This is a genomic window from Clostridium sp. TJA020 (assembly GCF_058310295.1).
In genome coordinates this window covers 281,622-302,543 of the sequence record NZ_JBZEFC010000003.1, presented here as the reverse complement: position 1 = coordinate 302,543, position 20,922 = coordinate 281,622, and the positions used below count along the sequence as shown (strand labels likewise).

Sequence of the window (20,922 nt, the reverse complement as noted above, 5' to 3'; positions counted from 1 at the left end):
ACAAAAGTTCGTTAAATAGAAAGGTGGATTTATTATGGAAAAAGTAAAAATACTTCATTGTGCAGATATACATTTTGATACACCATTTAAAGAATTTAGAAATAAATTAGCAGATAAAAGTAAAGAGGAAATAAAAGAAGTTTTTAGTAATATAATTAAAATATGTAATGAAGAAAATGTAGATATAATACTATTAGCAGGAGATATATTTGATAATTATACGTTAGATAAAAGTACATTAATTTTTATACAGGAAGAATTAAAGAGATTAAAAAGAACAAAAGTTTTTATAAGTCCAGGAAATCATGATCCTTATAACTTTAAATCGTTTTATAAGCTAGTTGATTGGCCAGAAAATGTACATGTTTTTAAAAGTTCTTTAGAAAAGGTTTTTATAAAAGAGTTAAAAACTAATATTTATGGAGCAGCTTTTGAAGATAATTATGTTGGACAATCCATGTTAAAAAATATAGAAATAGATAAAAATTTTATAAATATAGCTGTTATTCATGGGGAATTATCAAATCAAGGAACTACAAATGAATATAATCCTATAACAATAAAGGATATAGAAGAATCGAAATTAGATTATATAGCTCTTGGACATAGGCATAAATTTAATGGAGTGCAAAAGGTTGGAACAACAAGTTATGCTTATAGTGGATGTCCTCAAGGAAGAGGTTTTGATGAATTAGGTGCAAAGGGAATTTTAATCGGATATGTAGGAAAAGGTTATGTTGATTTGAATTTTAAAAAAACATGTAAAAGAGAGTATATAGAGAAGGATGTAAATATAGAAAGTGCATTTGGGTATAGAGAAATAAAAAGAAAAATCTTAGAAGAACTTAAAGATTTTGATTTGAAAATTAATATATTTAAAGTAAATTTAGTTGGTGAAATTGATGCAAGTTTTAAAATAAATGAAAAAATATTAAAGGAAAAATTAGATAGTGAATTTTACTTTGTAAAGATTAAAGATAAGACAAAAATAAAAATTAAAATAGATGATATAGAAAATGAACATTCAACAAAAGGAATATTTGTAAAAAAAATTAGTAATAAAATATCTGAGGCAAGTGGAGAAGAATTAGAAATATTAGAACTTGCTTTAAAAATAGGACTGCAAAGCTTGACAGAAGATGAGGTGAATTTGGATGATTATTAAAAAGATTAGAATTAAATCCTTTGGAGGGATTAAGGACAGAGAAATAGATTTAAATAATGGAATAAATTTATTATATGGTGAAAATGAAAAAGGGAAAAGTACAATTCAGAATTTTATAAGAATTTGGTTATATGGATTTGGGAGTTCTAGAGGTGGAAAGAATAATTTAAGAAAAAAGTATATGCCATTTTCAGGAGAAAAAATGCAAGGTGAGCTTATAGTCTCACATGAAGATAAAGATTATATCATTAAAAGAAGTTTTGGTTTAACTAAAAAAGATGATGTATCTATTATATATGATGAATTAACTGGAGAAGAAGTAAAAGATATAAATAAAGATGAGCCAGGCTCATATTTTTTAGGGGTAAACTCAAATACGTTTTTAAAGACATTATTTATACCTCAACTTGGAGTTGTTGTATCAAGGGATAAAGATGAACAAATAATACAAAAAATAATTGATATATTTGGCTGTGGTGAAGGAGAGGTTTCAGCATATTCTGCTATTGAAAAGCTTAAGGCTACTAGAAAAGAATTAACTACAACAAGAAAAAATGGTGAACTTGATATATTAAAAGAAAGATATAATAATGTCATAGAAGAAAGATATGAAGCTTATAAAATTTCAGAATCTAACTTAATTAATGAGAATGAATTAATAAATAAAAAAGAAGAGAGAAAAAAGTTAAGAGAAGAAATAGAGAAATTAGAATTATTTAAAAAATACTTAAAGAAAATTAATCTTCAAAAAGAATATGGAGAAATAATAAATTACTTAAAAAAGAGTGAAGATTTAAAAAGAAGAGAAAAGGAAATTGAAACAGAACTAAGAAGAAATAATGGGATAATAGATGAAAAATATATAAATGAACTTAGTGAAGAAAATAAAAAGTATTTAACTTTTTTAGACATAAAAAATGAGAATGAGTATGAATTAAAAGAAGTAGAAAATAGAATAAAGGATGAAAGTGAGAAAATAAAGAGATATGAAGTATTTTCTTCAATGGAGGATGGATTAAAAGAAAAGTTAATAAGGTTAACTGCAGAACAAGAAGGTCTTAGAGAAAGAGCTTTATTAAACAAGAAGTTAAAGTTATCTATTGAAGAAGAAGAGGAGAAGATAAATAAAAAGAAAAAGTTTTTAGGAGATTCATTAAAGCTAATATCACATATAGATAAAGTAAAAAATTTATTTAAAGAATATGAAGAAAAGCTTTATAAAGTAAAAAATTTAGTTGAGGATTCAGATAATTATGATGATAAAGTTTTAATAGAAAAATCTAAATTGGAAAGCAAGAGGAAACTAGGATTTATATTATCAGCAATAAGTGGAGTATTAATTGGTATCAATATAGCATCAATAAATAATATATTTTTATACGTAATATTTGCGATATTTATAGTATTAGGAATAGTAATTATTTTAATTAGTAATAATTCATTAAATAATGTAAATAGTGGTTTAGAAAGTAAAAAAGTTGTTGATAATTTGAATAGTGAAATCAAAAATATTGAAGAGCAATTAAATGAATATGTAAAATTAATAAAATGTAATAATTACAAAAATCTGTTAATGGCTATAAATACATTAGAAAGTTTTTATGTTGCAGAAAGCCAATCAAAATTAAGAATTGAAGAGAGAAAAAAACAACTAGATAATTTATCTTTTGAAAAAGATGAAGATAGATACAAACAAAATGAAAAAATACTTTCATCAATAATGAAACTTTGTAATTGTGATAATTTAGAAGAAATTTACTTAGAGCTTGATGAATATAATAAAATAAAAAACAATTTAAATTTATTGAATATAGAATATAATTCCAAGAAAGAAAATTTAGATAGAATAATATCAGAGTTAAAAGAAAAAGAAAGAGAAATAAAAGAAAAATTAACTGTTATGGATTTAGAGCATATTCAATTAGTAGACTTAGAAATGTATTTAAAAGAATTTAGAGATAAAATTTTAAAGAAGAAAGAATTAGAAAGTTCATTAAAAAGCGTTGATGAAACATATAAAGTATTATTAAAAGACAGAAATATTGAAGAGATAAAAGAAGAAATAAAAGATGTATTAAATGGCAATATAAATTATAAATACAATTCAGAAGAAGAAATAGAAAGGGAAGTAAAAGAGAAATCAAATCTTTTAATAGAAGTAGAAAAGAAAATAAAAGATTTAGAAAATATAATAAAAACTAGTTTTTTAGGTAAAAGAAATATAGTAGATATAGAAGAAGATTTAGAAAACATAGTAGAAGAAATTAATATTTTAGATAAAAAATTAAAAGCTATAGACGTTGCAATAGAAATTTTAGAGGCTTCAGGAAGAGAAGTAAGAGAAAGCTTTGGGCCAGCGCTTAATAAAAAAATATTAGAGATATTTAAAAAATTAACTTTAGATAAATATTCAGAAGTTAAGCTTGGAGAAGACTATAATATGACAGTAAGAGACAAAATAAACATATTTCCCGGAGAATATTTAAGTAATGGGGCGAATGATCAGTTATATTTAGCTCTTAGGATAGCTTTTATACAATTAATATTTAAAAATAAAAAAGTTCCTATAATATTTGATGATTCGTTTGTTCAATATGATGACATAAGAAGGGAAAGAGCAATAGATGTTATAAATGATATGAATTTTGCTCAAACAATAATATTTTCATGTCAATCAATTGATAAAAATATTATTAAAAATAAAGAAATTAAAGCAAACTTTATAAATATTTAGAATTGACATTACTGGGAAATTATATTAATATGATTTTATGCAAATGCAAATCATATGCAAATGAGGTGTAAAATTTGAAAAAAATTATAGGTATAATTTCCGTACTGCTTTTGACTATAGGATTGATTGGATGTTCTGGTGAGAAATCTAATGAAATTAAAAAAGATGGAAAGTTAAGTGTTGTAGTTTCAATTTATCCGTTAGAGCAATTTACAAGAATGATTGGTGGAGATAAGGTTAATATATTAACTTTAGTTGGTCCAGGTCAAGAACCACATGATTTTGAATTAAAACCAACTGATTTAAAAACTCTTACAGAAAGTGATGTTTTTGTATATAATGGTTTAGGTTTAGAGCATTGGTTAGATCAAGTTAAGGGTCAATTAAAAGATAGCAAAACACTTATGGTGGATTCAAGTAAAGATGTTAAGGTAATAAAAGATGGGGATAAGATAGATCCGCATGTTTGGCTTAGTTTAAAAGAGGCACAGGTTCAAGCTAATAACATAAAAAATGCATTAATAGAAAAAGATCCAAATAATAAAGATTTTTATCAAAAGAATTATGAAGATTTAAAGGTAAAATTCAATAAATTGTATAATGAATATAAACCAAAATTTGAAAAACTTAAAAATAAAGATTTTGTAACTGGTCATGCTGCTTTTGGATATCTTTGTAGAGATTTTGGATTAAAACAAAAATCTATAAGTGATTTATATGCTGATGGAGAAGCTACTCCAAAGACATTAGAGAATCTTGCTAAGTATTGCAAAGAAAATAACATAAAAACAGTATTTTCAGAAAGTTTAGCATCACCAAAAGAGTCTGAAACATTAGCAAGAGAAGCTGGAGCTAAAGTTGAAAAAATATACACTTTAGAATCAAAAGAAGATGATAAAACATATTTAGAAGGTATGGAATATGACCTTGATGTTATATATAAAAGTTTACTAGAATAAAACTGATTCAATAAAGGTTTGATTTTACTAATAAATAGTGAATCAAACCTTTTTTTAAAGTAATGTGATATAATTATATATGTGAAATTTTGTAAAAGGAGGCGTTCTTTATAAAAGCTTTAGATTATTATAAAAGTAATATTGAAAAAAGTAACATTAAAATAAGAGAATTAAATAAAAATATAGCTTTATTTGGGTGGAGTAGACTTTTAATAGTATTGTTAATTATAGGCAGTGGATATTTTTTTTATAAAGAAAATAAGACTAACTTACTTATACTATCAGAAGTTATATTGGTTATTTTAGGAATAATTATTGTTGTGTATCACAATAAACTTATAAATAAATTTGAAACTTTAAAAATGTTTTTAGAAATAAACGAAAAAGGATTAAAGAGAGTAACTGGAAAGTTTAAAGAAATAGAGGATAATGGAGCAGAATATATTGAAGATAAGCATCCTTTTGTATCAGATATTGATATATTTGGGAAAAGTTCTTTATTTCAATTAATAAATGATACTATAACAAAAGGTGGAAGAGATAAGCTTGTTAAGTATTTAAAGCTTAATAAATTACCAAATAAAATTGATATAGAAAATAGACAAGAGGCAATAAAAGAATTAGGCAGTGATATTAAGTGGAGACAGAACCTAATAGTAAAAGGGAAGCGTAATTTTAAATTAAAGAAAAAAGAAATAAATGAGTTGGAAATATTCTTAAATTGGATCAAGGAAAAGTCAAATAAAGGCATAAGTAAAAAAATTATAGCTTATTTATTTATAATTTTAACTTTTTCTAGTATTGTTTTTTCAATAATAGGATATATAAGACCAACTTATATATTATTAGTTTTAATGATTAACTTTATTGTTATTAAGTTGCTAACAAGAGAAAATAAAGAAGATTTAGTAGTATTTAATGAAATTAAATATACAATAAAATCTTATGCTGAAATATTAAATATGATTGAAAAAAAGGAATTTAAGTCATCATATTTACTTAATATTAAATCAAATCTTAAAAATAACAAAGGTAGCTCTTGTGGAGAAGAGATGAAAAAATTATCTAATTTATTAGATTGGATTGGAGATAGTGTTGGTAATGCATACTATTTAATAATAAATTTATTTATATTTTCAGATGTTTTTATAATAAATAATGTAAATGAATGGAGAGAAGAAAATAGAGAATATTTAGAAGGTTGGCTTGAAGTTATTAGCGAGATAGATGCTTTAAGTAGTATATCAAATTTATATTTTGATTTTGAAAATTGGAATTTTCCTAAGATATTAGAGGAAAAAGAAGTTAAAGGTAAGATGATTGGTCATCCGTTGTTAGGAGAAAAGGCTGTTAGAAATAACTATTCTCTTTCAAATAATAAAAAGGTAACTTTAATAACTGGATCTAATATGTCTGGTAAAAGTACTTTTTTAAGAACTATAGGTTTAAATTTAATTCTTTCATATATAGGAGCACCAACATTTAGTGAAGAATTTGAATGTGGAATATTTAATGTTTATACATGTATGAGAACTAAAGATAATTTAGAAGAAAATATTTCATCATTTTATGCTGAGATTCTTAGAATAAAAATACTTATAGAAGCCAGCAAAAGAGGTGAGAAAGTATTCTTTTTATTAGATGAAATATTTAAGGGAACAAATTCAGTAGATAGACATATAGGTGCTACTGAGCTTATAAAGCAACTTATAAATAGCGGAGCTATTGGATTAGTTTCAACTCATGATTTAGAACTTTGTGATTTGGAAAAAATAGATAATCGAATAGAAAATTATAATTTTAGAGAGTATTATGAGGATAATAAAATAAAGTTTGATTATAAGCTTAGAAAAGGCAAAAGTGAAACTCAAAATGCAATACATTTAATGAAACTTGCTGGTATAGAATTTAATTAATATTTATAAGAGAGGGTATTTTATATGGGGTACGTAATAATAGACTTAGAATTTAATAATTTAAATAATATAAAAAAGTACTATCCAAATATATTTTATGATTATTCTGAGTTAAATAAAATTAGTGTGAAAAATGAGATAATAGAAATTGGTGCAATTAAAGTAGACAAATATATGAAGGTTATTGGAAGGTTTAAGGCGTATATTAAGCCTTCCATAATACCAATATTAAATCCTGAAATAAAAAATATAACAAATATTACAGAGAAAGATTTGGAAAATGGATTAAGCTTTAGTGATGCTATGAGTAAGCTTAAAGACTTTATAGGTGATGATATAGTTTGTTCTTGGGCAAAAGATGATATTGCACAAATAATAATAAATGCACATTACCATAATTTTAAAGATTTAAAGTGGATTAGAAAATATTTAGATATACAAGAATATGCTAGTAAAGTATTGGGTGCAAAAAAATCTTTAAGTTTAAAAAATGCCTTAAAAAGATTAAACATAAAAATTGATAGCAGACTTTTACATGATGCTTTAAATGATGCTAACTTTACTGTTCTTGTTTTTAAAAATTTATATAATTATAGAATAGTTAAAAATTATATAATTGATGATATATATGATATGCCAGCTATTACTATTAATAATGTTGAAGAATTAATTTTAGAGAATGAAAAAATTAATTCTTTATGTCCAAAGTGCAATAAGAAAATACAACTAGACTTTGATTATATGCCTAATAAATGGAGATTTATTTCTGTTGGAAAGTGCTCAAAATGCAATAATGCAATTGTAAATGAAGTAATAGTGAAAAAAACATTACATGGAGAATATGTATATTCTGAGATTAGTAGTATGATAAGTGAAAAAGAATATTTAGATTATTCATATAAATTAGATAAATATTTTCTTAAGAAAGAAAGAGCTCTATAACAAAGCTTATAAATTATGTTAAAATAAACTTAGACATTTAAATTAAAATATTAAAAAGGAAAGGGATAACTATGAATATAGCATTTTTTCTTACTCCTAAGAATGAAGTAGTTTATGAAAATCAAGAATCAACAATGAGACAAGTTATGGAGAGAATGGAGCACCATGGTTATACAGCAATCCCGTTACTGGACAAGCATGGAAGATATGTTTCAACATTAACTGAAGGAGATTTACTATGGAAATTAAAAAATACTCCTGATCTTAATTTTAAAAATACAGAAAGTGTAAAGGTTAAGGATATAAAGACTAGAAGAGCACATAAAAGTGTTTCGATAAATTCAGATATTCAAAGTCTTATATCTCTTGCAGTTAATCAAAATTTTGTTCCAGTTGTTGATGATGAAGGAATATTTATTGGTATAATAAAAAGAAGTGATATAATAAATTATTGTTATAATGAATTAGAAATTAAAGAAGATTAAATTTTTAGAGCTGTTTTTTTAAAACAGCTCTATTTTTATAAATAATATGAATAAAAAAGATAAATTGACATTAAATAAATGAAAGAGTATTATAAAAATATAATACACCCCTATTGGGAGGGGGTAAGGAGTGATTGTTTTGAATGATGATAAGAAGAAAGCATTACAAGTATTAAAAACTTGTAGGGGACAAATAGATGGAATTATAAAAATGATAGAAGATGAGAGATATTGCGTTGATATTTCAAATCAAATAATAGCAGCACAAGGTCTTCTTAAAAAAGCTAATAAGCATATATTAACACAGCATATGCATCATTGTGTTAAAGAAGCTTTAGTTAGTGAAGAAGAAAAGGACATTAAAATAGAAGAAATAATAAAAATACTTACAAAATTAATTGATAAATAATTATTGAAATTTGTAAGGAGGTATAAAGTGAAAAAGGAATTTAAAATAAGTGGAATGACATGTGCATCATGTTCAGCGAGGGTTGAAAAAGTTGTAAACAAGATGGATGGTGTAGATAATGCTGTTGTAAATTTAGCAACAGAAAAAATGATAGTAAATTTTGATGAAGATAAAGTTACTTCTAATGATATAGAGGAAAAGGTTAAGAAAGCTGGATATGAAGCTAAAGAATTAGAAAACAAAAATATTATTAATGAAAATTATAAAATAAGTGGAATGACATGTGCATCATGTTCATCAAGAGTGGAAAAAATTTTAAATAAGATGAATGGAATAGAAGAAGCTACTGTTAATTTAGCAACTGAAAAAGCAAATATAAAATATGATAAAAGTGTAATTTCACCAGAAGATATTGTAAAAAAGATTGAAAAGGCTGGATATGGTGCAGAAAAGATAAATGATAAAAATAAAAGAGAAAGTAAATTTAAGGTTAATGGAATGACATGTGCATCTTGTGTAGCACGTGTTGAAAGACTTGTTAGAAAGATAGATGGAGTTTATGATGTAGTAGTGAATTTAGCTACATCTAATATGAATGTTAAATATGATAATAAAAAGCTTTCATCAAAAGAAATTGAAGATGCTGTTAAAAAAGCTGGTTACGAAGCAGTAGAATTAAATGATAATGAAAATAAAAATTTAAAAAATGATAGTGATCAAAAAATAAAATCTGCAAGAAATAGATTAATATGGTCAGCTATATTTGCAATACCATTAGTAATAATATCAATGGGACCTATGATGGGATTACCTGTACCTAATATTATAAATCCAAACAATAATCCATTTAATTATGCATTTATTCAACTTATATTAGCATCAGTAGTAATTATTGTAGGAAGAGATTTTTTTATACATGGATTTAAAAATTTAATTCATTTAAGTCCTAATATGGATACACTTATAGCATTAGGAAGTTCTGCATCAGTTTTATATGGTGTGTATGCTTTAATTAAAATTGGATACGGGGAACATCATTTTGCTCATCATTTGTATTTTGAATCAGCAGGCATGATTATAGCCTTTATAAGTCTTGGTAAATATTTAGAAGCACTTACAAAAGGTAAAACTTCAGATGCTATAAATAAACTTATGGGACTTGCACCAAAGACTGCAACAATATTAGTTGATGGAAAAGAAAGAGTAGTTAACATAGATGATGTTTCAGTTGGAGATATTATTTTAGTTAAACCAGGAGAAAAGTTACCAGTTGATGGAATAGTTATAGAAGGAACTACAACTATAGATGAAGCAATGCTTACAGGTGAAAGTATTCCAGTAGAAAAATCTGTTGGTGATGAGGTTTTTGGTGCTAGTATAAATAAACATGGAATGTTTAAATATAAAGCAACAAAAGTAGGGAATGATACGGTATTATCACAAATTATAAGTTTAGTTGAAGAAGCTCAAGGAACGAAAGCACCAATTGCAAAGCTTGCTGATATAATATCAGGATATTTTGTTCCTACAGTAATTGCTATATCAGTAGTATCTTTTTTAGTTTGGTATTTTATTGGAAATAAAGATTTAGAATTTTCTCTTAATATATTAATTTCTGTTCTTGTAATAGCTTGTCCATGTGCTCTTGGATTAGCAACACCAACAGCGATAATGGTAAGTACAGGTAAAGGTGCAGAAAATGGAGTTTTAATAAAAAGCGGTATAGCACTTGAAGAAGCACATAAAATAAACACAATAGTATTTGATAAAACAGGCACTATTACAGAAGGTAAACCAAAGGTTACAGATATAATTAAAATTACAGAAGATTTTGATGAAAATGAAATTCTTAAATTTGCAGCTGCTGCTGAAAAAGGTTCAGAGCATCCTTTAGGAGATGCAATAGTTAAAGAAGCAGAATATAAAAAAATAGAATTACCTTCTATACAAGAATTTAATTCAATACCAGGTGAAGGTATAAATGCAACTATTAATAATAAATGTGTTTCAATTGGAAATAGAAAAATTATGAATAGAAACAATATAAGCATTAATTCTATAGAGGAAAAAGCAAATAACTTAGCAAGTAGTGGAAAGACACCAATGTTTATAGCTATAGATGGAATTTTAATTGGAATTATAGCTGTAGCAGATACTGTGAAAGAAAATAGTGAGAAAGCTATTAAAGCACTCCATAATATGGGAATTGAAGTTGTAATGTTAACAGGGGATAATGAGAAAACTGCAAAAGCTATTGCTAAACAAGTTGGAATAGATAGAGTAGTTTCAGATGTATTACCTGAAGGTAAAGCAAATGTAGTTAAAGAGTTACAATTAGAGGATAAAAAAGTTGCTATGGTTGGTGATGGAATAAATGATGCACCGGCACTTGTAACTGCAGAAATTGGTATAGCTATAGGTTCAGGTACTGATGTTGCCATAGAATCAGCAGATATTGTACTTATGAGAAGTGATATTTTAGATGTAGTTACAGCAATACAGTTAAGTAGAGCAACAATAAAGAATATAAAAGAAAATTTATTTTGGGCATTTGGGTATAACGTATTAGGTATACCATTTGCAATGGGAGTAATATATGCTTTTGGAGGTCCTCTTTTAAATCCAATGGTTGCATCCTTTGCAATGAGTTTAAGTTCAGTTTCTGTTTTATTAAATGCATTAAGACTTAAAAAATTTAAACCAAAGTTTTAATGAGTTAACAATTAAAAGTTAAAATATTATAAAGGGATAAAATTTAAGGAGTGATTATTATGGCAAAGTTTGAAATTAAAATTGATGGAATGGGATGCGAAAAATGTGTTAAAAATGTTGAGGAAGCATTTGCAGGAGATCCAAGAGTAAAAGGTTATGAAGTAAAGGTTGGAGAAGCTATAGTATATGGTGATTTAACTAAAGAATCAATTAATGAAATAATTGATGATGCTGGATATGATTTAATAGAAGCTAAAGAAATTTAATTATACTAAAAGAAGGCTACTTAAAAATTGTAGCCTTTTTTATTAAATATACTTTTTAAGTTCTGTATCTAAGTTAAATTCAGTAGGTATAAATTCAGGAACATCATTTATTTTTTTGAATTCTTCTGACAAATTAGATTCAATTTTTGAAAATTTTTTAATACAGGAAGAAAGTTCTTTTGAATTATTATTTTCATAATTAAATACTATATTAGAATATTCAACTTCAAATTTTTCTAATAAAGTGTGTATTTTATATTTACAATAATAAATGTGACTTACTAAATTTTTAAGCTCTAGAAAGTCGTTATAAGCCATCAACTTTTTTTGAAGGGCCTTTTTTGCAAGTTTAATATTATCTTTTTTTATTGCTAATGTAACTTTAGTTTCATATTCAACATATATGTCTTCAAGAAATTCAAGGTCAAGCTCAAGGTCTGAAAGTCTATCTAATAGATTAGCAAAATCTTTTGAATAATCATCTAAAATATTTTTCATTTCAATTAATTCTTCATATTTTTTTAATGAGGAATTTTTTAAAAGATTAAATTTTTTTAATAATTTCATATAGTCCCCCACAATAAGTAATACTATATATTATATGAATTTGTGTATTTAATGTTTAAATAATATCTTATAATTTAGCTATTTTTCTTGTATTAGAATTATCATTGGATTAAAATTAGATTATATGTGGGGAAATAGAAGGAGTGATTTTATATGACAAATGAAAACAATATGAGTCAATTATTAGAATCTTATGATGTTAAAAGAATTAATAAAGGTGATATATTAAATGGTAAGGTAATCGATGTTAACGATAAACAAGTTACAGTTGATATAAAATATGCCTTTGATGGAGTAATAACTAGAGAAGAACTTACAAATAATGATGAAAATCCAATGGAGGTTGTAAAGCCTGGAGATGAAATAAATGTAGTTGTTCTTTCACCAAATGATGGGGAAGGCTTTGTAAGTCTTTCAAGAAAAAGAGCATTATTAAAAGAAGAAAGAGAAGCGATAAAAAATGCTTTTAAAAATGACGAAATATTAACTGTAAAAGTTAAAGAAGAAGTAAAGGGTGGATTAGTTTCATACTTTGGTTCAGTAAGAGTATTTATACCAGCATCACAAGCTTCAAGAGAAAGAATAGAATTAAAATCTTTAATAGGAAAAGATTTAGATGTTAAAATAATAGAATTAGATTTTAATAATAATAGAATAGTTGCTTCAAGAAGAGTTATTGAAGAAGAAGAACATAAGAAAAAAGAAGATGCTTTATGGAAAGAATTAAAAAGTGGTGAAAAAAGAAAAGGTATAGTTAAAAAAACTGTTAAATATGGGGCTTTCGTTGATATAGGAGGCATACAAGGTTTAGTTCATATAAATGATTTAGCTTGGGAAAGAGTTAAGAGAGTTGAAGATGTAGTAAAAGTAAATGATGAAGTTGAAGTTTACATTGGAAACGTAGATTTAGAAAATAAAAAGTTATCATTAGTATTAAAAGATGTAGCTAAAGAACCATGGACTTTACATGGAGATGAACTAAAAATCGGTGATACTTTAGAAGGTAAGGTAGTAAGACTTACAAGCTTTGGAGCTTTTGTTGAAGTGTTTAAAGGAATAGAAGGATTAGTTCATATAACAGAAATAACTGATGAACACATAGCGAAACCTGAAGAAGTATTAAAGGTTGGTCAAAAAGTCAAAGTTAAAGTTTTAAATGTTGATAAAAATGAAAAGAAATTAGCTTTAAGCATAAAAGATGCAACTGAAAAGAGCAAAGAATATCTTCAATATGTTGATGACAATGATGAAGGAGTAACACTTGGAGATTTATTTAAAGATTTATTTTAAATGATTATAAATAATAAAATTAAGTATAATTTTTAATTAAAAAATATATTAATTTAAGTATTAAATTATATTTGTAAATAAAAGATAGCTGAAAAATTATATATTCAGCTATCTTTTTATATATTAGTTTAATTAAATTTTTTCTATTTTTAACATATTAGTACCGCCTGTATGAGTTGTTGGCATACCAGCTGCTACTATTATTTCTGAATTTTCTTTTACAAAATCAAAAGTTTTAGCAACTTTCTTAGCTTCAACTAATATTTCATCTGTAGTATTAAACATTTCACATTTAACAGGGAATACACCAAAATCTAAAGCTAGACCTCTCATTACATAATCAAAAGGAGTTATAGCAATAATTGGAGCTTTAGGTCTATATTTTGCAATTAACTTTGCAGTAGCGCCACTTTGAGTTGCAGCAACTATAGCTTCTGCACCTACAGCATTTGAAGTTCTACAAGCTGAATAGCTTATGGCATCAGCAAATGAAAGGTCAGATGGCTCAACTTTGGAATTTATAAAATCATATTCTAAGTTTTCTTCTGTTTCCTTAGCTATTTTTGCCATTGTTCTTGCTGCTTCTAAAGGAAAGTTACCAGAAGCACTTTCACCGCTTAACATAATTGCATCAGTTCCATCAAATATAGCATTACATATATCGCAAGCCTCAGCTCTAGTTGGAAGTGAATTTCTAATCATTGAATCTAACATTTGAGTTGCTGTAATAACTATTTTCCCAGCTTTATTACATTTTTTAATTATTTGCTTTTGAATTATTGGAACTTTTTCTATTGGTATCTCAACACCCATATCACCACGAGCAACCATTATTCCATCAGCTACTTCAATTATTGAGTCAATATTATTAACTCCCTCTTGACTTTCAATTTTACCAATTACTTTTATGTGTTCTCCACCATGTTCTTTTAAGATATTTTTAACATCTAAAATATCTGAAGCCTTTCTAATAAAAGATGCGGCTATAAAATCAACTCCAGTTTGACAACCAAATATTATGTCTTCTTTATCTTTTTCGGTTACAGAAGGTAAGTTTATACTAACATTTGGAACATTTACACCTTTATGATTTTTTATAGTTCCTGAAACTTCAACTATACAGTTAATAGTTTTTCCTTTAATTTCCTTGATTTTAAAGGAAAGTAGCCCATCATCAACAAGTATAGTACCGCCTGGTTTTACATCTTTATAAAGTTCGTCATAAGTAATTGAACATTTATTTTCATTACCTAAAATTTCTTCACCACATATAAATGAAAAATTATCACCTTCTTTTAAATCAACACCATCATTTTTGAAGTTATGAGTTCTTATTTTAGGACCCTTAATATCAAGAACTATAGCTGTTGGGGTTTTTAATTCTTCTCTTAAGTTTTTAATTAAATCAATTTTTTCTTTATGAGATTCATGAGTTCCGTGAGAAAAGTTAAGTCTTGCAGCACTCATGCCTATTTTCATAAATTCACTTAAAACTTCTCTTGAATCACTTGCAGGACCAATAGTAAAAATCATTTTAGTTTTTTGCATAAAAATCACCTCGCAAATATGTTATTAATAAATATTAAAGTATACTAATTTATTATGTGAATATTTATAATAACTAATTTAAAAAAGTTATTATTTAGTTTAAAATTTAAATAATATACTGTGATATACTAAAATTATATTCACAATATAATTTTATCATAAAAAATATGGAAAGGATGATAAATGATGTCAGTTTTAGAAAACTTAGAACCAAAGTTAGTGTTTAAGTATTTTGAGGAAATATCACAAATTCCAAGAGGTTCAGGAAATGAAAAGCAAATAAGTGATTATTTAGTTTCATTTGCTAAAAATCTTGGATTAGAAGTAATACAAGATGAAGCTTTAAATATAGTAATTAAAAAACCTGCCACAAAAGGATATGAAAACGCTCCAGGAGTAATAATTCAAGGACATATGGATATGGTTTGTGAAAAAAATAAAGATACAGAACATGATTTCACAAAAGATCCAATAAAGTTAAGAATTGATGGAGATAATATATATGCAACTGGTACAACACTAGGAGCTGATAATGGTATAGCAGTAGCTTATGGAATGGCAATACTTGCAGATGATACTATAGAACATCCAAGCCTAGAATTACTATTAACTACAGATGAAGAAACAGGTATGACAGGTGCAATGAATATATCACCTGAACATATTGATGGAAAAATATTATTAAATCTTGATTCAGAAGAAGAAGGAGAAATATTAGTAAGTTGTGCGGGTGGAGTTAGAACTAACGCATCAATGACTATAAATTGGGAAGAAGTATTAGAAAATCATGTAGGATTAGAAATTAAAATAAGAGGTCTAAAAGGTGGACATTCAGGTCAAGAAATAACTAAAGGCCGTGGAAATTCAAATAAACTTATGGCGAGATTATTAAAAAATCTTAGTGAAAAATTTGACATAAGACTTGTACAAATTGAAGGTGGTTCAAAAGATAATGCAATTCCAAGAGAAGCTGATGCTATATTAACAGTAAATAAAACTGAATTAGAAGAAGTTAAAAATACTATTAAAGAATTTGAAGAAATGTTTAGACATGAATTAAGAATTCAAGATCCTGGAATTACTATAGAAGCTATTGATTATGAAGGAGTTAATAAAACTTTTGATAAAAAATGCACAGAGAATATTATAAATCTTTTATATATTTATCCAAATGGAATAAATACAATGAGCAAAGAAATACACGGATTACCTGAAAGTTCAACTAATATTGGAGTAGTAATGACAGAAGGAGATAAAGTTATATTTAAGAGTGCTGTTAGAAGTTCAGTTGCTACATTAAAAGATGAAATAGTTTTAAGAAGCAAAGCTATGACAGAAATGTTAGGTGGAGGCTTTGAAACAGTAGCTCCATATCCAGCTTGGGAATATAACAGTGAATCAAAAATAAGAGAAATTTGTATTGATGTTTATAAGAAAATGTATAATGAGGAACCAAAAATAATTGCAATTCATGCAGGGGTAGAATGTGGATTATTTAAAGAAAGATTAGGAGATATAGATATGATAAGCTTTGGTCCAAATCTTTATGATGTTCATACTCCAGATGAGCATATGAGTATAAAATCAGTTCAACATGTTTGGGATTATTTATTAAACATTTTAAAAGCAATAAAATAATAAAATTATAAAAAAATCTTCACTTTTAAATAAGTGAAGATTTTTTTACATAATGAATATTATAAGAAACCTCTTAATATATTTTAATAAAGTAATATTTTAGGAGGGATAAGATGGGATACACAAGATATAATTATAAACCGAAAAAAAGAAATAAAAGAAATAATAATAGCAATTTTTTAATAATGTCACTTGTTGTTATACTAATTGCAGTAGTTGTTGGTTTATTCCTAGGACCTATTATATTTAAAGGAGATGGAAGTGGAGGAAATGCTGAGGTAAACGCTAAAGTAGACAGTGAAGATAAAAGCAATGAAAAAGAAAATGATAGTAAAAATAAGGTTGAAAATACTGAAGGAACTTCAGAAGATAAAACAAATAATGAATCTGAAGCTAAAGTTGAAAACATAAAAGGTAAGGAAATATTCATGATACAATGTGGATATTATGGAAAAAAGGAAAATGCACAAAGTGCTCTAAAGGAAATACCATCAAGTTATAATAAATTTATAATAGAAGAAAATAAAAAATTTAGAGTTATAGCAGGAATATATTTAGAACCTGAAGCAAATAAAATAAGTGATGAATTAACTAAAAAGGGAATAGCCAATGTAAAGATTAAATGCAATTACAATAATAATGATAAAAATGATTTAGTTAGTTATGAAATTCTTACAGGATTTATGAAGATAATAAATAATTTAGAAAATAAGGATGTTAAAAGTATAAAAACAATAGAATTTAAAGAATGGACTAAAAAACTATTCGAAAGTAAAAAGATTGATAAAGAAAATAATGAACTAAAATTGTTAAGAGAATATATAGAAAAATTACCAAATGAATTAGATAGAAAAGGTGCTGAGAAGTCCTTAGAGTTTATATATAAAATCCTTATAAAACATAGAGTATAAGCAAATCTTAAAAAAAAATTAATTCTATTTTAATAATAGTTTTTTACTTGTTTATGATGTTATAAAATGATAAACTATATTAGGTGTAGTGATGTATTACTACACCTAATATTGTGTTTGGAAAAAATTACAGTAATTACATATTTAGGTTTATAACTGTATAATATACCAAAAGGTAGTTTAAAAGAGGGATATTATGAAAGTTATTTTAGCATCAGCGTCTCTTAGGAGACAGGAACTATTAAAAAGAATAATTAAAGATTTTGAAATTAAAATTAGTGATTTTGATGAGAAGTCTATTAATTTTAATGGAGATGTTAATAACTATGTTAAAGAATTAGCACTTGGAAAAGGTAAGGCTATTTCAAAACAAGTTTCAAAAGAAAATATAATAATATCTGCTGATACAGTTGTTTTCTTTAATGGTAGCATCTTAGGAAAACCAAAAGATAAAGAGGATGCCTTTAAAATGCTAAGTAACCTTAGTGGTAATACTCATGAAGTTTATTCAGGTGTTTGTATAATAAATAATGAAACTGGAGAAATACTTTGTGAAAGTTTTAAAACAGAGGTAACTTTTTCTGAGGTTGAAAGTGACATAATAACAGAATACATAAATAGCGGAAGTCCATTAGATAAGGCAGGTGCTTATGGGATCCAAGATAAGGGTGGACTTTTTGTAGAAAAAATAAATGGATGTTACTATAACGTAGTTGGGTTACCCCTTAATGGGACATATAAAATGCTTAAAAAATTAATGTAATTTTATGGGGATGGGTATTCTAATAAAGCAAGGAGTGTAAAACTTGAATAATTACCTTAAAATATTAGATATGCCTGAAAATGAAAGACCTAAAGAAAAACTATTAAGATATGGTGCAGAATCTTTGAGTAATCCAGAGTTACTAGCAATAATACTTAGAACTGGAACAAAAGGGGAAAATGTATTGTCTTTAAGTCAAAGAATAATTTCAGAATTTAATGGCTTAAATGGTATTTTAAATGCATCAATAAAGGAAATGACAGAAATAAAAGGCGTAAAAGAGTCAAAAGCTTCCCAAATGATTGCAATTGCGGAACTTTTTAAAAGATTTAACACTTACAAATCTTTTAATGAATTTAAGAGAGTTACCTCTCCAAATGATGTAGCAAGTATGTTGTATGGAGAGATGGGGACATTTAATCAAGAAGTGTTAAAACTTATAATACTTAACACAAAAAATGAAATAATAAAGATTAAAGATGTTTTTAAGGGAAGTTTAAATTCTTCACTTATACATCCAAGAGAAATTTTTAATGAAGCTATAAGAAATAGTGCGGCTTCAATAATAATATGTCATAATCACCCGTCAGGAGACCCAACTCCAAGTGATGAAGATATTAAGGTTACTATTAGACTTAAAGAGTGTGGTGAAATTATAGGTATAAAACTTATAGACCACATAATAATTGGTAGAAATATTTATGTAAGCTTAAAAGAAAAAGGAATTTTATAATCGAAAGGGGAATGAAAAATGGGATTTTTCGGAACTAGTAAAGACATGGGTATAGATTTAGGAACTGCCAATACTCTTGTATTTGTTAAGGGGAAAGGTGTAGTACTTAGAGAACCTTCAGTTGTTGCTATAAATAGCACTACAAGAAAGCCACTTGCAGTTGGTACAGAAGCAAAAATGATGATTGGTAGAACACCAGGAAATATAGTTGCAATAAGACCGCTTAGAGATGGAGTTATTGCAGACTTTGATGTTGCACATACAATGATTAAATCATTAATAGAAAAGGCAGCAAGCAAGAGCGCATTTAAGGCTCCAAGAATAATAGTATGTTATCCATCAGGAGTAACAGAAGTTGAGAAAAGAGCAATCGAAGAAGCTACTAAACTTGCAGGAGCAAGAGAAGTTATACTTATGGAAGAACCAATGGCAGCAGCAATTGGAGCAGGACTTCCAGTAAGTGAACCAACAGGAAGCATGATTGTTGATATCGGAGGCGGTACTACTGAAGTTGCTATTATTTCACTTGGTGGAATAGTTACAAGTAAATCATTAAGAGTTGCTGGAGATGAGTTAGATCAATCAATAATTGCTTATGTTAAAAAAGAATTTAATTTAATGATAGGTGAAAGAACAGCTGAACAAGTTAAGATGGAAATCGGATCAGCTTACAAGATTGATGATGAAGAAAAAGTTATGGAAATTAAGGGTAGAGACTTAATTACAGGACTACCAAAGGTTATAGAAATAACAGAAGCACAAGTTAGAGAAGCTTTAAAAGAGCCTGTATATGCAATAATAGAATCAATAAAGACAACTCTTGAAAAAACACCACCTGAGCTTGCAGCAGATATAATGGAAAAAGGAATAATGTTAGCAGGTGGAGGCGCTATGCTTAAGGGATTAGATATTTTAATAACTAAAGAAACTAATATGCCTGTACATATAGCTGAAACACCATTAGATTGTGTTGTTCTAGGAGCTGGAAAGGCTTTAGAAGATTTCGACAAAATAAGCAAGGAAGACAGATAAGAACATGAAGCGTCTTAACAACAAACTGACAGTTACTATAATAGTACTGTCAGTTACATTTTTAGGGTTAATTATTTTTACGTTTAATGAACCTAATAAAGGTATAGTAGAAAGTGGTGCAGGAGCGGCTTTAAATCCAATACAAAAAATTGCGTATACAGTTAATACAAAGGTAAAAGACTTTGTAGATTTATGTTTAAATTTTTCCACAGTAAAAGAAGAAAATAAGAGACTTACTCAAGAAAATGCTAATCTAAAAAAAGAAATATTATCATATTCAGGATTAAAATCAGAAAATGATGAGCTTAGAAAAGTTTTAAATTTTAAAGATTCTAGAAATGACTATGATTATATTGCTACAAATATAATAGGATATAGCGGTGGAAATATATTAGATGGTTATATTGTAGATAAAGGAAAAAATGATGGAATAGAAAAAGGTATGATAGTTATAGCTGCTGATGGATTAGTAGGTCAAGTAACTTCAGTTGGCAGTAATTGGTCAATAATAAAGACAATTTTAAATGAAGATGTTGCTGTTAGTGTTAAGGTTAGTAGAACAAAAGAAAATACAGGTATACTTAGAAGTTATAGAGAATCAGTTGATAAATCAATAGTTAAAGTTGAAAATTTACCTATGAATTCAGATGTAAAGGCAGGGGATAAAATAGTTACATCAGGACTTGGACAAATATATCCAAAAGATATAGTAGTTGGTACTGTTAAGTCAGTTGAAGAAGACAAGGTAAATGTAATGAAAAATGCTGTCATAGAACCGGAAGTTAATTTTAATAAGCTTGAAGAATTATTTATTGTAGTTCCAAAAGATAAACGTGATATTAAATATTAAGA

General features: G+C 26.5%; 18 protein-coding genes. 16 read left to right on the top strand and 2 right to left on the bottom strand.

Features of this window, described 5'->3' with window-relative positions:
- Positions 1–34 precede the first annotated feature (34 nt).
- The 9 genes from AC4FQ1_RS07375 (at position 35) to AC4FQ1_RS07335 (ending at position 11,588) form a co-directional block, all read left to right on the top strand.
- Positions 35–1,165 (top strand): metallophosphoesterase family protein, encoded by a 1,131-nt coding sequence (locus AC4FQ1_RS07375; RefSeq protein ID WP_491169359.1) that lies wholly within the window; start codon positions 35–37, stop codon positions 1,163–1,165.
- Complete coding sequence (locus AC4FQ1_RS07370) at positions 1,155–3,899, top strand: AAA family ATPase (protein WP_491169358.1); 2,745 nt, start codon at positions 1,155–1,157, stop codon at positions 3,897–3,899. The genes AC4FQ1_RS07375 and AC4FQ1_RS07370 overlap by 11 nt, the downstream gene beginning before the upstream one ends.
- Positions 3,900–3,973: 74 nt before the next feature.
- Positions 3,974–4,858 (top strand): metal ABC transporter solute-binding protein, Zn/Mn family, encoded by an 885-nt coding sequence (locus AC4FQ1_RS07365; protein ID WP_303129455.1) that lies wholly within the window; start codon positions 3,974–3,976, stop codon positions 4,856–4,858.
- A 110-nt stretch (positions 4,859–4,968) separates the two neighbouring features.
- Positions 4,969–6,774, top strand: coding sequence for a MutS-related protein (locus tag AC4FQ1_RS07360; RefSeq protein ID WP_491169417.1), 1,806 nt, complete (start codon positions 4,969–4,971; stop codon positions 6,772–6,774).
- Between the two features lie 24 nt (positions 6,775–6,798).
- Positions 6,799–7,716, top strand: a complete 918-nt coding sequence (locus AC4FQ1_RS07355) for a 3'-5' exonuclease (protein WP_303129454.1) — start codon at positions 6,799–6,801, stop codon at positions 7,714–7,716.
- A 71-nt stretch (positions 7,717–7,787) separates the two neighbouring features.
- Positions 7,788–8,201 carry a CBS domain-containing protein gene (locus AC4FQ1_RS07350; protein WP_303129453.1) on the top strand — a complete coding sequence of 138 codons (414 nt, stop codon included), beginning with the start codon at positions 7,788–7,790 and terminating at the stop codon, positions 8,199–8,201.
- A gap of 139 nt (positions 8,202–8,340) precedes the next feature.
- The gene (locus AC4FQ1_RS07345; protein ID WP_303129462.1) at positions 8,341–8,610 is read left to right on the top strand and encodes a metal-sensing transcriptional repressor; all 270 of its coding nucleotides are present in this window, start codon (positions 8,341–8,343) and stop codon (positions 8,608–8,610) included.
- Between the two features lie 27 nt (positions 8,611–8,637).
- Complete coding sequence (locus AC4FQ1_RS07340; protein ID WP_491169357.1) at positions 8,638–11,322, top strand: heavy metal translocating P-type ATPase; 2,685 nt, start codon at positions 8,638–8,640, stop codon at positions 11,320–11,322.
- A gap of 59 nt (positions 11,323–11,381) precedes the next feature.
- Positions 11,382–11,588: a heavy-metal-associated domain-containing protein gene (locus AC4FQ1_RS07335; protein WP_303129451.1), complete on the top strand. Its 207-nt coding sequence runs from the start codon at positions 11,382–11,384 to the stop codon at positions 11,586–11,588.
- Between the two features lie 42 nt (positions 11,589–11,630).
- Here AC4FQ1_RS07335 and AC4FQ1_RS07330 read toward each other — a convergent pair whose 3' ends face one another.
- The gene (locus AC4FQ1_RS07330) at positions 11,631–12,155 is read right to left on the bottom strand and encodes a hypothetical protein (protein ID WP_491169356.1); all 525 of its coding nucleotides are present in this window, start codon (positions 12,153–12,155) and stop codon (positions 11,631–11,633) included.
- A 153-nt stretch (positions 12,156–12,308) separates the two neighbouring features.
- On the opposite strand from AC4FQ1_RS07330, the gene rpsA reads away from it, so the two are divergent.
- Positions 12,309–13,445, top strand: a complete 1,137-nt coding sequence (gene rpsA, locus AC4FQ1_RS07325) for a 30S ribosomal protein S1 (RefSeq protein WP_491169355.1) — start codon at positions 12,309–12,311, stop codon at positions 13,443–13,445.
- Positions 13,446–13,577: 132 nt separating this feature from the next.
- Here rpsA and pyk read toward each other — a convergent pair whose 3' ends face one another.
- Positions 13,578–14,993 (bottom strand): pyruvate kinase, encoded by a 1,416-nt coding sequence (pyk, locus tag AC4FQ1_RS07320; RefSeq protein WP_491169354.1) that lies wholly within the window; start codon positions 14,991–14,993, stop codon positions 13,578–13,580.
- 186 nt (positions 14,994–15,179) lie between these two features.
- On the opposite strand from pyk, the gene AC4FQ1_RS07315 reads away from it, so the two are divergent.
- The 6 genes from AC4FQ1_RS07315 to mreC all read left to right on the top strand — a co-directional run bounded on the left by AC4FQ1_RS07315 (position 15,180) and on the right by mreC (position 20,920).
- On the top strand, positions 15,180–16,631 hold the full coding sequence (locus AC4FQ1_RS07315) for an aminoacyl-histidine dipeptidase (RefSeq protein WP_303129461.1): 1,452 nt from the start codon (positions 15,180–15,182) through the stop codon (positions 16,629–16,631).
- Positions 16,632–16,744: 113 nt separating this feature from the next.
- The gene (locus AC4FQ1_RS07310) at positions 16,745–17,542 is read left to right on the top strand and encodes a hypothetical protein (RefSeq protein WP_491169353.1); all 798 of its coding nucleotides are present in this window, start codon (positions 16,745–16,747) and stop codon (positions 17,540–17,542) included.
- A 196-nt stretch (positions 17,543–17,738) separates the two neighbouring features.
- Positions 17,739–18,305 (top strand): Maf-like protein, encoded by a 567-nt coding sequence (locus tag AC4FQ1_RS07305; protein WP_303129446.1) that lies wholly within the window; start codon positions 17,739–17,741, stop codon positions 18,303–18,305.
- A 43-nt stretch (positions 18,306–18,348) separates the two neighbouring features.
- On the top strand, positions 18,349–19,038 hold the full coding sequence (gene radC / locus AC4FQ1_RS07300; protein ID WP_491147983.1) for a RadC family protein: 690 nt from the start codon (positions 18,349–18,351) through the stop codon (positions 19,036–19,038).
- An 18-nt stretch (positions 19,039–19,056) separates the two neighbouring features.
- Complete coding sequence (locus AC4FQ1_RS07295; protein WP_303129444.1) at positions 19,057–20,070, top strand: rod shape-determining protein; 1,014 nt, start codon at positions 19,057–19,059, stop codon at positions 20,068–20,070.
- Between the two features lie 4 nt (positions 20,071–20,074).
- Positions 20,075–20,920 (top strand): rod shape-determining protein MreC, encoded by an 846-nt coding sequence (mreC, locus tag AC4FQ1_RS07290; protein ID WP_303129443.1) that lies wholly within the window; start codon positions 20,075–20,077, stop codon positions 20,918–20,920.
- Positions 20,921–20,922 lie beyond the last annotated feature (2 nt).